Genomic DNA, 13,267 nt, shown 5'->3' on the forward strand with positions numbered 1-13,267 from the left:
CGGAGTTCACTTAATCGGAAACGACAGCGGCAGGCCATAGGCCTGCCGCTGTGGACGGTCAACGCACCGGCGGTGCGTACTGCAGACCACCCTTGTTCCAAAGGGCGTTGAGACCACGCTCGATCTTCAGCTCGCTGCCGGCACCGACGTTACGGTCGAAGGACTCACCGTAGTTACCGACTTGCTTGACGATCTGTACTGCCCAGTCTTTCGGCAGCTTGAGGTCTTTGCCGAACTCACCTTCAGTACCCAGCAGACGTGCTACGTCCGGGTTCTTGGTGTCTTTGGCAGTGGCTTCGACGTTGGCCGAGGTCACACCCAGCTCTTCGGCGTTGACCATGGCGAACAGGGTCCAGCGCACGATGTCGAACCACTCCTCGTCACCCTGGCGCACGACCGGGCCCAGAGGCTCCTTGGAGATGACTTCCGGCAGCACGACATAATCGTCCGGATTGGCCAGCTTGATGCGCTGTGCGTACAGCTGCGACTGGTCGGAGGTCAACACGTCGCAACGGCCGGCTTCGACCGACTTGGCGCTCTCGTCAGAGGTATCGTAGGTAATGGGGGTGTACTTCATGCCGTTGGCACGGAAGTAGTCGGAGAGGTTCAGCTCGGTGGTGGTACCGGCCTGGATGCAGACGGTAGCCCCGTCCAGCTCCTTGGCGCTGGAAACGCCCAGCTTCTTGTTCACCAAAAAGCCCTGGCCGTCGTAGTAGTTGGTGCCAGTGAAGTTCAGACCCAGTGCGGCGTCGCGCGAGCTGGTCCAGGTGGTGTTACGCGACAGGATGTCGACTTCGCCGGATTGCAGCGCAGTGAAGCGCTCCTTGGCGGTCAGCGGGCTGTACTTGACCTTGGTCGCGTCGCCGAAAACCGCGGCTGCAACAGCGCGGCAGACGTCAACGTCGAGCCCCAGGTAGTTGCCTTTTTCATCGGCGTAGGAGAAGCCAGGCAGACCGTCGCTGATACCGCACTGCACGAAGCCTTTCTTCTGCACTGCATCCAGGGTGGCGCCTGCCTGAGCAAAGCCACTGACACCGAGCACAGCTGCGGTGGTCAGCACAGCCAGGGTGGATTTCACCATCTTCATCAAAAACCTCCAGTTGCTCTTGTTGTGTTGGAGTCTCCGTCCGCCTTCCCCACCCTTTTGAGGCACGCGATCCGCTGGCAGCAACGGTATCGACGGGAAGTTCGAACGTCAGGCGGGAGTCTAGTCGGCTTTACCCTCTGCTGGCCAACTGCTCCCACCCTGCCCATTGGTTGAACGGGCCAGAGACGGATCGTCATCCGTCTGAGCGATCGATCGCCCCGACGGTCTATTAGGAACCCCACACAGCAGATTCCTGCCTGTTGAGCGGTGCGCAGTGGCACAGTGTTACCGTTACCGCACCGCGTCGTCAGTTCAAATGAGCCATAGCAAGCCCCGTACCAGCACATGGCAAATTGCCGGATATACGGGGGTCAAGGGCAAAACTTTCACCCGTGCGACAACTTATTCACAGATTAGCCAAGCCTTGAACAGGGCGCCGCCCCAAATTAAGGCGCCCGCACCACACTGGAGCTACCAATGACCGCACCCATGATTTTGCAGCCCCCACAATCCGCCGATGCCAGCGTGATCTGGCTGCACGGGCTGGGGGCTGACCGCTACGATTTCCTGCCGGTCGCCGAGATGCTGCAGGAACGTCTGCCCAGCACGCGCTTCATCCTGCCGCAGGCGCCAACCCGCCCGGTGACCATCAACGGCGGCTGGAGCATGCCGAGCTGGTACGACATCCTCGCGATGAGTCCGGCCCGCGCCATCGATCAGACCCAACTGGAAGAGTCCGCCGACCAGGTGATCGCCCTGATCGAAGCCGAGCGCGAGAGCGCCATCGCCCCTGAACGCATCGTCCTGGCAGGCTTTTCCCAAGGTGGCGCGGTGGTGCTGCACACTGCCTTTCTGCGCTATTCACAGCCCCTCGGCGGGGTGCTGGCACTCTCGACCTACGCACCGACTTTCAGCGACGACATGCCGCTGGCGGATACAAAAAGACAACTGCCGGTGCTTTGTTTGCATGGCAGATTCGACGACGTGGTGACACCCGACATGGGGCGTGCCGCGTATGACCGCCTGCACGCCTGTGGGGTGCCGGTGCAATGGCGCGACTATCCGATGGCGCACGAGGTACTGCCGGAAGAGATTCGCGATATCGCCGAATGGTTGAGCCAGCTGCTGGCCGACTGACCGAACCGAGAGATGCACGATAAATGAGCACAGCGCCCCTCATTCGCACCCTGCAGGATATCGAACAGATCGAGAGCACCCCGCTGAGTGATCGCGACCTGCCCAGCAGCACCTTCGAGCTGATTCGCCGTACGGCGCAGGCCAGCCCCGAGGCAGCGGCGCTGTCGTTCATTCTCCAGGGCACGGGAGAGGAAACCCCGCTGCGCCTGAATTATGCCGAGCTGCTCGGCAAGATCACCCAGACCGCCAACGCCTTCCACCGCCTGGGCCTGCGTCCCGGCAAGGCGGTGTCCTTCCTGCTGCCCAACCTGCCGCAGACCCACTACACCATCTGGGGTGGCGAGGCAGCCGGCATCGTCAATGCGATCAACCCACTGCTCGATCCCGAGCACATCGCCGAGCTGATCCACGCCTCCAACTCCGAGCTGCTGGTGACCCTGGCGCCCTTCCCCGGTACCGAGCTGTGGGACAAGGTCGATGCCCTGCGCGATCAGTTGCCGGAGCTGAAAGCGATTCTCTGCGTGGACATGGCCAACCTGCTGCCCGAACCGCAACGCAGCGCGCTCAAGGCCCAGCGCGGCCCGCTGCCGGAGGGCGTGCTGGATTTCGATGAAACCATCGCCGCCTGCCCCGCCGATCACCTGGAAAGCGGCCGCGTGATCACCGCCGACGATATCGCCAGCTACTTCCACACCGGCGGCACCACCGGTACGCCCAAGCTGGCGCCGCACAGCCACGGCAACGAAGTGGCGATGGCCTACAGCATGAATCTGGTCACCCGCTTCGGCGCAGGCGACGTGACGCTCTGCGGCCTGCCGCTGTTCCACGTCAACGGCGTGATCGTCACCGGGCTGACGGCCTTCATCGGCGGCGCGGAAGTGCTGCTGGCCACGCCGCAGGGCTATCGCAACACCACCCTGATCAGCAACTTCTGGAAGGTGATCGCGCGCCACAAGGTCAGCTTCTTCAGCGGTGTTCCGACCATCTATGCCGGCCTGCTGCAGATTCCCAGTGAGGGTCATGACCTGTCCTCGCTGAAATACGCCCTGTGCGGCGCCGCGCCCATGCCGGTGGAACTGATTCGCCAGTTCGAGGCCAAAACCGGGCTGACCCTGCTCGAAGGCTATGGCCTGACCGAGGGCACCTGCGGCAGCTGCGCCAACCCACCTGCGGGCGAGCGCCGCCCTGGCTCCATCGGCCTGCCCATGCCCTACTGCGAAGTGCGTATCAAGGTACTCGACGAGCAAGGGCAGTACCTGCGCGAAGCCGCGCCCAACGAAATCGGCAACCTGTGCATCCGCGGTGCCACGGTATTCAAGGGCTACCTGCAGGCGAGCAAGAACGCCGGCATCTGGGTCGATGGCGACTGGTTCAACACCGGCGACCTCGGTCGCGTCGATGCTGACGGCTATATCTGGCTGACCGGGCGCAGCAAGGATCTGATCATCCGCGGTGGTCATAACATCGACCCGCAGATGATCGAGGAAGCCCTACATAAACACCCCGCCGTGGCCATGGCCGCAGCAGTCGGCAAGCCAGACGAGAAGGCCGGCGAACTGCCGGTGGTCTACGTGCAGCTCAAGCCGGGCGCGCAGACCAGCGAAGCCGAGCTGCTGGAACATGCCGCCGCGCATATTCCCGAGCGCGCCGCGGTGCCCAAGGACGCCTGGATCATCGACGCCATTCCGCTTACAGCGGTGGGCAAGACCTTCAAACCAGCACTGCGTTTCGATGCCATCGCCCGGGTTTACCAGGCGGCTGTCGATGAGCTGCATCCGGCTGTTCGGGTCGAAGTGCTGAGCGATGACAAGGCCGGTCAACTGGCCCATATCCACCTGCCGAACCAGGATCAGGCATTGGCTGTCAGCATTGCCGAGCGTCTGTCCGGCTACGCGGTGGGCCATCGCATCCACTTCGCTGCGTGATCCAGAGCGCGCCAGGACGCGCGCCAGTTAACAACTTCGCACTTTCGTGCAACCACTGGTCGGCCGAGCTTCAGGCAAGCATTGCCACGCCTGAAGCTCGGGAATAATGTCGAACGCTATTCGTAAACACGACAGGGAGCGTTGGTGGTGCCCTCAGGCCTATTCTCCCGGCCAGGCCCGACGAGATCACGATGAAACCGGCGCACTGGCAGGCAGACCTGCAGCAAGTTCAACAGTTGCGACTATTTCATAATGTCGCCACCAGCAGCCTGGACCAGTTGCTGCGAGAATTTCGCGCCTGCGAGCTGGAAGCCGGCGAAGTGCTGCTCTCCCCCTTCAATCGCAACCAGCACCTCTATCTGCTGATCGAAGGCCAGTTGCGCGTCTACCTCGGGTCACTGGACAACCAGGCCGTCAGTACCCTCGAAGTCGGCGACTGCGCAGGTGAAATCAGCTTCATCGACAACGAACATCCCTCCGCCTACGTCGTGGCCGAGCGCCCCTCCATCGTCCTGCGCCTGCACCGAGAGTCACTGGTGGCGTTGTTCCAGCAATCCCCACAGATGATGCAGAACCTGCTGGAGCTGCTCTGTGATCGCGTGCGCCAAGGCAACCGGCAGATTCTCGACAGTGAACAGAATGCCAACGTCGACACCCTCACCGGCTGCTTCAACCGGCGCTGGCTGGAACACGTGTTCGAGCGCGAGAGTACCCGCTGTGCCTTCAACGACGAACCCATGTCACTGCTGATGCTCGATGTCGACCACTTCAAGGCCTACAACGACCAGCACGGCCACCTGGCCGGTGATTACGCCCTGTGCCTGGTGGCGCATACCCTGAGCAGCCAGTTAAGGCCGAAGGACAGCCTGATACGTTTCGGTGGCGAGGAGTTCGTCATTCTCCTGCCGGAAATCGCCGACGAGGCTGCACGCGGCATCGGTGAGCGCCTGCGCATCAGCCTGGAGCAGATCGCGTCCTTCTATTCGCCGGTTGGCGTGCTGCCCGGCGTCACCATCTCCATCGGCCTGGCGCAGATGCAGCACAAGGACAGCCTGCAAAGCCTTATCGCGCGCGCCGATGCGGCGCTATACCGGGCCAAGCAGCAGGGGCGTAACTGCCTCTGCGGTTAAGCCTTGCTCGGCTTGGTGCGCACCGCGCAGCCTACCGCAGGGTACGCCGTGCGCAACGCTTGCCTGCTAGAGTGACGGGCATAACAACACGCCTGGATGGCTCCTCATGCGCAAACTCCTGATCGCCCTGCTTCTGCTGATTCCTCTCTCTGCCCTCGCCGTTCTGGGCCTGCCCCAGGTACTCGACGCGCAAATGAACAGCGTCGCCAGCCCGCCCCCTTACCCGGTCAGCGCCAGTGCGCAGAAGCTGCACCAGGGGCTGTTCGTCGCCGACCTGCACGACGACGCCCTGCTCTGGGAGCGCGACCTGCTCAAACGCTACGACTACGGTCACTCCGATCTGCCGCGCATGCTCGAAGGCCGCCTCGGCCTGCAGGTGTTCTCCACCGTGACCAAGACGCCACGCGGGCTGAACATGGAGAGCAACGCCGCCGACAGTGACAACATCACCCTGCTGGCCATGGCCCAGCGCTGGCCGCGGGAAACCTGGAACAGCCTGCTGCAGCGCGCCCTGTACCAGGCGCAGAAGCTGCAGGATGCGGCGCAGGCCAGCGAAGGGCGCCTGGTGCTGATCCGCAGCCGCGCGGACCTGGCCCGTTTCATCAAGGCCTGGGACCAAGACCCGCAGCGTGTGGCAGGCCTGCTCGCCACCGAGGGCCTGCAGCCCATCGAGAACCAGCTGGAGAACGTCGATACGCTGTTTGATGCTGGCTTTCGTATCGCCGGTCTGACCCACTTCTTCGATAACGAAGTGGGCGGTTCGGCCCACGGCCTGGCAAAAGGGGGACTGACGCCGCTGGGGCGCCAGGTGATCGCGCGCCTGGAAGAAAAAGCCATGCTGGTCGACCTGGCCCATGCCTCGCGCCCACTGATCGATGACGTATTGGCCATGGCCACGCGCCCGGTGCTGGTCTCGCACACCGGGGTCGAGGGCACCTGCCCCGGCACGCGCAACCTCAGCGACAAGCATCTGCAGGCCATCGCCGCCACGGGCGGGGTGATCGGTATCGGCTACTGGAGCACCGCCGTGTGCGACACCTCGGTCGCGGCCATAGTCCGGGCCATCCGCTATACGGTGGACAAGGTCGGTGTCGAGCACGTCGCCCTGGGCTCGGACTTCAATGGCACCGTGCATACACCATTCGACGTCACCGGCCTGGCGCAAATTACCGAGGGGCTGCAAACCGCCGGCTTCGACAATGACGCCATTGCCGCGATCATGGGCGGCAATGTACAGCGCCTGCTGCTGGCCAGCCTGCCGGAGAAATGAGGCACTGGGCACACGCTCCTCTTGACAGACGCGAGCGAAGCACTTCGCCACGCCCGCGTCTTGCATTACACTGGCGGGCGTTCACTCCTTAACCAGTCGATGAGAAGCCCGTGCTCAAAGCACTCAAGAAAATGTTCGGCAAAGCCGAAGACGAGCAGCCACAACCAGTGCCGTCACCCGTAACAGCGCCCGCCCAGAGCGGTGACGCAGAGCAGAAGCGTCCCCGCAAGAACAAGCCCGCCCGCACTGCCAGCGAGAGCGCAGGCGATAGCCCGGCGCAGCAACAGCCCCGCCCGCCCAAGGCCGACAAGCCACGCCGCGAGCGCCCAGCCAAGCCAGTAAGCACCTGGAAACTGGAAGATTTCGTGGTCGAGCCGGCCGAAGGCAAGACCCGTTTCCATGACTTCAAGCTCGCCCCCGAGCTGATGCATGCCATTCATGATCTGGGCTTCCCCTACTGCACGCCGATCCAGGCTGGCGTACTGGGCTACACCCTCAAGGGCCAGGACGCCATTGGCCGCGCCCAGACCGGCACCGGCAAGACCGCTGCGTTCCTCATCTCGATCATCACCCAGCTGCTGCAGACCCCGCCGCCGAAAGAGCGCTACATGGGCGAGCCACGCGCGCTGATCATCGCGCCGACCCGCGAACTGGTGGTGCAGATCGCCAAGGACGCTGCCGAGCTGACCAAGTACACCGGCCTCAACGTCATGCAGTTCGTCGGCGGCATGGACTTCGACAAGCAGCTCAAACAACTGGAATCGCGCTTCTGCGACATCCTCGTGGCCACCCCGGGCCGCCTGCTGGACTTCAACCAGCGCGGCGAAGTGCACCTGGACATGGTCGAGGTGATGGTGCTGGACGAAGCCGACCGCATGCTCGACATGGGCTTCATCCCGCAGGTGCGCCAGATCATCCGTCAGACGCCGATGAAAGGTGACCGCCAGACCCTGCTGTTCTCCGCCACTTTCACCGACGACGTGATGAACCTGGCCAAGCAATGGACGGTCAACCCGGCCATCGTCGAGATCGAGCCGGAGAACGTCGCCAGCGATACCGTCGAGCAGCATGTGTACGCCGTAGCCTCGGCTGACAAGTACAAGCTGCTGTACAACCTGATCAGCCAGAACGACTGGACGCGGGTCATGGTCTTCGCCAATCGCAAGGACGAAGTACGGCGCATCGAAGAGCGCCTGACCCGCGACGGCATCAGCGCCGTGCAGATGTCCGGCGACATTCCCCAGCACAAGCGTATCCGCGCCCTGGAAGGCTTCCGCGAAGGCAAAATCCGCGTCATGGTCGCCACCGACGTCGCTGGTCGCGGCATCCACGTCGATGCCATCAGCCACGTGATCAACTTCACCCTGCCGGAAGACCCGGACGACTACGTGCACCGCATCGGCCGTACCGGCCGCGCCGGCACCAGCGGCACCTCGATCAGCTTCGCTGGCGAAGACGATGCCTTCGCCCTGCCGCCGATCGAGGCACTGATCGGCCGCAAGATCCAGTGCGAAATGCCGCCGGACGAACTGCTCAAGCCGGTACCGCGCAAGCACTGAGCCAGCGCAGGTAGAACCAAGGCGAAGCCGCGAGGCTTCGCCTTTTTCATGCCTGAGCGTCAGTCACCCAAACCCAGCGCCCTGGCCACCCCTGCACCATAAGCGGGATCCGCCTTGCTGCAATGGCCGATATGGCGCCGTTTGATTTCTGCGGATGCGTCGCCCATCGCCCTGGCCGTGTTCTCGAACAACACTTGCCGCTGCGCCGGGCTCATCAGGCGGAACAGATCCCCCGGCTGCTGAAAGTGGTCATCGTCGACGCGGTGATCCCAGTTGGTCGCGCTTCCCTGCAGGGGTAATGGCGGCTCGCGCAGTTCCTGCCGATCCTCCCATTCGCCCTGACTGTTGGGGTAATGGGCGATGGTCGAGCCCTGATTACCGTCGGTGCGCATCTGACCGTCCCGGTGGTAGCTGTGGTACGGGCAGCGCGGTGCATTGACCGGGATCAGGTTGAAGTTGACACCCAGCCGATACCGCTGGGCATCGCCGTAGGAGAACAGACGCGCCTGCAACATCTTGTCCGGTGAAAAGCCAATGCCAGGTACGACATTGGCAGGCGAGAACGCGGCCTGCTCTACCTCGGCGAAATGGTTGTCCGGGTTGCGATTGAGCTCCAGCACGCCGACCTCGATCAGCGGGTAATTGGCATGCGACCACACCTTGGTCAGATCGAAGGGGTTGTGCGGGTGGCGACTGGCCTGCTCCTCGGTCATCACCTGAACACATAACGTCCAGCGCGGATAGTCGCCCCGCTCGATGCTCTGGTAGAGATCACGCAGATGGCTTTCACGGTCGGCGCCGATCACACTGGCCGCCTCGGCGTCGCTGAGGTTTTCGATGCCCTGCTGGCAGCGCAGGTGAAACTTGACCCAGAAGCGCTGATTGTCCGCATTGACCAGGCTGAAGGTATGACTGCCGAATCCGTGCATGTGCCGGTAGCTGCGCGGTATACCGCGTTCACTCATGGTGATGGTGACCTGGTGCAATGCCTCGGGCAGCAGACTCCAGAAGTCCCAGTTGTTGCTGGCACTGCGCAGGCCGCTACGCGGATCGCGCTTGACCGCGTGGTTGAGATCGGGAAAACGCATCGGGTCGCGGAAGAAGAACACCGGGGTGTTGTTGCCGACCAGATCCCAATTGCCTTCATCGGTGTAGAACTTCACGGCGAAACCACGGATATCACGCTCGGCATCGGCGGCGCCACGTTCCCCAGCCACCGTGGAGAAACGCACGAACACCGGTGTCTGCTTGCCTGTCGAGGCGAACAGACTGGCGTGGCTGAAACGGCTGATGTTGCCCGTCACGGTGAAGGTGCCATAGGCACCTGCGCCCTTGGCGTGCATGCGCCGCTCGGCAATCACCTCGCGGTCGAAATGGGCGAGTTTCTCGATCAGCCAGATGTCCTGTAGCAGAGCCGGCCCTCGAGGCCCAGCGGTCTGGATGTTGAGGTTGTCCACCACTGGCGCACCGGTGGCATGGGTCAGCTTCTGTTTGGACATGACAGGTAATCCTCAAGCAAATATGCCGAACGACGGGCGAACGCCAGCCGCCAGCGGAATCGATGACAGCCGACAATTGCGCGCGATGATTTAGTCCGAGGTCTTCCAGGTCGCAGGCAGGGACAGGTCGCCCGAGGCGACATCCCAAACGCTGGAGACACACAACAAAGGGTCATGCAGATCGGCATTGACCTGCAGCGCGGCGGTCACCCCGTCGTAGTTGAAACTGGCGGGGAAACCAACGGCCGCGAGTGGAACACGAATCTGCGCCGTGTCGTTCTTCACACTCAGGTCATAGCCTGGCGAATCGATGTACAGCGGCACGCCTGGCCAGGTGGCGGGCAACTTGGGTGTGGCACCCTCTGGAATGTCCCGCACCTTCAGGCCGCTGGGCCCACAGCTGGGCTCCTTGGTCAGCACCACCCAGTGCGAGTGCCACAGACCACCGTCATTGCCCTTGTCGCCGTCACCGTTCTCGTCGAGCTGCGGGGTGTCGTCGAAATCAGGGTGCGAGGTCAGCGCCAGAGCAAGAATGCCCGACTCCTGTTCGAACCCCACCGAACCACTGTCCAGACTCGTTGGCCAGACGTAGCTGTAGACCTCTGCACCGGCAAAGCTGCCTTTGGCGGTGGGCAGACGACTACCGGCCTGACCATCGACCAATTGCTCGAAGACCAGATCGCTGCCCTCCTTGAACACCCGGGTATGCACCAGATCGAAAGCCGCCTCGACCTGCCCGCCCTTTTCGCTGTGGATGCCTTCCGGGCCGTGGGCCCAGGCCGGGCTTGCCAGCATGGCCAGCCACGCACTTAGCGTCACCGTGTTCATAAGCGTCCCTAGCCTTTGGCAAGATATTCAGCAGTGGAAATCACGGGTGCGTAGCCGAAGCTGAGCGCCGCCATGAATGCCGCATGCACGTGCTCGGCCGGCACCGTTACACCGTTGAATTGCAGATCGAGCGTGGCACAGGCGTCATGCAGCACCGTGGTGTCGTAGCCGAAATCCACCGCGGCTCGGGTGATGCCATCAACGCACATATGACTCATGTTGCCGACGATCACCACGGCGTCGATGGCGTGCCGATCGAGTACCGCCTTGAGTTCGGTTTCGCGAAACGAGTTGATGTAATGCTTGAGCACCACCGGCTCGTCGCCCTGATTGATGACGCTGGGATGGATATGCGCCCCCTCGCTGCCGGGTCGAAAGAACGGCGCATCGGCGCTGGTGAACTCATGACGGATGTGCACAACCAGATCGCCGCGCTCACGAAAAACGGCGATCACCTGTGCCGCCTTCGCGGCGGCGGCTTCGACCTTGCTCAGCGTCCAGAGGCCGCCTGGGAAGTAATCGTTCTGGATATCCACGACGATCAGGGCTGTCTTGCTACTCATGGGTCAGTCCTCAAAATGACATTGAATGGCCGTTGCTGGCCGATCAGCTACGCAGGAAGGCCAGCATGTCCGCACCCAGTTGTTCCTTGTGGGTATCGGTGATGCCGTGAGGCGCGCCGGGATAGATGACCAGCTTGGCGTGTGGCACCAACTTGGCCGAAGCTCTAGCAGCGGCGTCCACGGGCACGATCTGGTCGTCATCGCCATGCAGGATCAGCGTCGGCACATCGAACTTCTTCAGGTCGTCGCTGAAGTCGGTTTCGGAGAAAGCCTTGATGCAGTCATAGGCATTCTTGTGACCCGCCATCATGCCCTGCATCCAGAACGCGTCGATCACTCCCTGCGAGGGTTTGGCACCGGGGCGGTTGTAGCCAAAGAACGGCCCACCGGCGACGTCGCGGTACAGCTGCGAACGATCGGCGAGCGATGCCGCGCGGATGCCATCGAATACCGAGAGTGGCAGACCACCTGGATTGGCCTCGGTCTGCACCATCAACGGCGGAACAGCGGCAATCAGCCCCGCCTTGGCCACCCGGGCGGTGCCATGCCGGCCGATGTAGCGCGCCACCTCACCGCCACCAGTGGAAAAACCGAACAGCGAAGCGCCACGCACATCCAGGTGATCGAGCAGTGCAGCCAGATCATCGGCGTAGGTGTTCATCTCGTTGCCATTCCAGGGCTGGCTGGAGCGTCCATGGCCACGCCGGTCATGAGCGATCACCCGATAGCCGTTGCTGGCCAGGAACATCATCTGCGCCTCCCAGCTATCGGAGTTCAGTGGCCAGCCATGGCTGAGCACCACGACCGGGCCGCTGCCCCAGTCCTTATAGTAGATTTGTGTACCGTCGCGTGTGGTGATGGTGCCCATGGTTCTACGCCCTCCATTCTCGGTTTGCGGATGGGCAGTGCCGGGACCAGCGCCCCGCACGCAACCGCCCAGGGGTAACAACATCACCGTTGCCAGCGCGGCAGAGCCGAGCAGCAATTGGCGACGTCCGTTATTCAAAGGTTGTTCAGGGGTTTGCGGCATGAGTTGCCCCTCCCTTGGCCGAAGATCGCGGCAGACGCAGCCGCACCAGATTCCAGGTACGCACCTGCTCTTCCCACTCGTCACCTTCGGTGGGGGTCAATGGCAGCGCCAGATTGCTGATCACCATCCAGTCGCCCTGCACCACGCTGCTGGCAGGGAACAGCAAGCCCAACGGGGCTCCGCTGGCACTGAGGCCCTGGAAACCACCGGCACGTATACGGATCAGCCCCTGTTCATCGACTCCCAGAAGCTGGTCGACCTGGTTGGCCAGCAGCCACAGCAGACCGTCGTGAAACAGCAGACCATCGGCTCCAGGCACGCTTTCGGCCACCACCTGCAACTCACCGCCAGGCAGCGGCATGCGCAGCAGACGACCGTCACCCGCGTTGTTGATATAGAGATGGCGCTCGCCATCATCGAGGGCTAGTCCATTGGCGCCAAAGGGCAGGAAGCCCGCCGTCGCGAGGAGCGGATCACGCGACAGCACCTCAAGCGAACAGGGTCTGCAGTGCGTGGCGTCAGCGATTCGATACAGCGCGCCCTGGAAGGAGTCGGACACATAGAGATCACCATTGCCGGCGAACACCAGGCCGTTGGGAGCAGGCATGCCACTGGCAGCGAACTCGATCCGGTCCTGGCTGCCGTCCGGGTTGTCCACCATGCGAGCCGCCGGTGCTGGCGGAACGAGCCGGGGGAAATCGAGCACATCCTCCACCGGGGTGTTCGCCGTGAAATCGGCCAGGATGCGTTGCAGCTTGCTGGCACCGAAATTGAGGATGTAGAGCTGGCCGTCGGCATAGCCCAGCCCGGTCAGCGGCATGCCGGCGAATGATCGCTGTGCCAGCAGGCGGCCATCGGCTGCGTAACGAAGCAGTTGATTGTTGCGCTCGGAGGCGGGCTGGCGCATATCGAACGTGCCGACGTAGATGTCGCCGTTACGTGGGTTGGTTGCCAGGCCTTCGGGGTAGCGCACCCCTGACGGCAACTCGACGAATGGCTCGACCTCCAGCACCTGCGGCCCGAGCGGCTGCGCCTGGCTGGCGGCAAACGCACCGGCCAGCACCAGACAGATGCCCAAGCTGCACGTCGACGGACTCATATAGCCTCCCCTCGCGTCGATCCACATCGAACGCTTCTGAAGGCTCGTCAGCTCGAACGGCGACTGGCGAGCGTTGAGTCGATGCTCGCCGTAGTGAGTGGTCGCTCACTACGTAAAATCGGCAAATCTCACTGCCTGGC

At 62.9% G+C, this 13,267-nt stretch carries 11 protein-coding genes; 5 read left to right on the top strand and 6 right to left on the bottom strand.

The genetic code is table 11. From position 1 onward, the window contains the following. Positions 1-58: 58 nt before the first annotated feature. Entirely contained in the window at positions 59-1,087 is a 1,029-nt protein-coding gene (locus JWV26_RS04610) for an amino acid ABC transporter substrate-binding protein (RefSeq protein WP_017675245.1), read from the bottom strand. 477 nt (positions 1,088-1,564) lie between these two features. On the opposite strand from JWV26_RS04610, the gene JWV26_RS04615 reads away from it, so the two are divergent. The 5 genes from JWV26_RS04615 to rhlB all read left to right on the top strand — a co-directional run bounded on the left by JWV26_RS04615 (position 1,565) and on the right by rhlB (position 8,108). Then, positions 1,565-2,224, top strand: coding sequence for an alpha/beta hydrolase (locus JWV26_RS04615; protein WP_206418501.1), 660 nt, complete (start codon positions 1,565-1,567; stop codon positions 2,222-2,224). 23 nt (positions 2,225-2,247) lie between these two features. Continuing rightward, positions 2,248-4,149 (top strand): acyl-CoA synthetase, encoded by a 1,902-nt coding sequence (locus JWV26_RS04620; protein WP_206418502.1) that lies wholly within the window; start codon positions 2,248-2,250, stop codon positions 4,147-4,149. A 191-nt stretch (positions 4,150-4,340) separates the two neighbouring features. After that, complete coding sequence (locus JWV26_RS04625; protein WP_206418503.1) at positions 4,341-5,279, top strand: GGDEF domain-containing protein; 939 nt, start codon at positions 4,341-4,343, stop codon at positions 5,277-5,279. 106 nt (positions 5,280-5,385) lie between these two features. Continuing rightward, on the top strand, positions 5,386-6,549 hold the full coding sequence (locus JWV26_RS04630; RefSeq protein ID WP_206418504.1) for a dipeptidase: 1,164 nt from the start codon (positions 5,386-5,388) through the stop codon (positions 6,547-6,549). 110 nt (positions 6,550-6,659) lie between these two features. Further along, positions 6,660-8,108, top strand: coding sequence for an ATP-dependent RNA helicase RhlB (gene rhlB, locus JWV26_RS04635; protein WP_072426112.1), 1,449 nt, complete (start codon positions 6,660-6,662; stop codon positions 8,106-8,108). Between the two features lie 59 nt (positions 8,109-8,167). Here rhlB and JWV26_RS04640 read toward each other — a convergent pair whose 3' ends face one another. The 5 genes from JWV26_RS04640 to JWV26_RS04660 form a co-directional block, all read right to left on the bottom strand. Beyond that, positions 8,168-9,607 carry a catalase gene (locus JWV26_RS04640; protein ID WP_206418505.1) on the bottom strand — a complete coding sequence of 480 codons (1,440 nt, stop codon included), beginning with the start codon at positions 9,605-9,607 and terminating at the stop codon, positions 8,168-8,170. A 90-nt stretch (positions 9,608-9,697) separates the two neighbouring features. Continuing rightward, positions 9,698-10,435 carry a hypothetical protein gene (locus JWV26_RS04645; RefSeq protein WP_206418506.1) on the bottom strand — a complete coding sequence of 246 codons (738 nt, stop codon included), beginning with the start codon at positions 10,433-10,435 and terminating at the stop codon, positions 9,698-9,700. Between the two features lie 8 nt (positions 10,436-10,443). Continuing rightward, positions 10,444-10,998, bottom strand: a complete 555-nt coding sequence (locus tag JWV26_RS04650) for a cysteine hydrolase family protein (RefSeq protein WP_192984662.1) — start codon at positions 10,996-10,998, stop codon at positions 10,444-10,446. A gap of 43 nt (positions 10,999-11,041) precedes the next feature. Then, complete coding sequence (locus JWV26_RS04655; protein WP_206419175.1) at positions 11,042-11,866, bottom strand: alpha/beta fold hydrolase; 825 nt, start codon at positions 11,864-11,866, stop codon at positions 11,042-11,044. A 145-nt stretch (positions 11,867-12,011) separates the two neighbouring features. Next, a complete protein-coding gene (locus tag JWV26_RS04660; RefSeq protein WP_206418507.1) occupies positions 12,012-13,127 on the bottom strand; it encodes an SMP-30/gluconolactonase/LRE family protein in 1,116 nt (371 codons plus the stop codon). Between the last annotated feature and the right edge of the window lie 140 nt (positions 13,128-13,267).

The sequence above is a fragment of the Ectopseudomonas toyotomiensis genome (genome assembly GCF_017167985.1).
Classification (GTDB): Bacteria; Pseudomonadota; Gammaproteobacteria; order Pseudomonadales; family Pseudomonadaceae; genus Aquipseudomonas; species Aquipseudomonas toyotomiensis.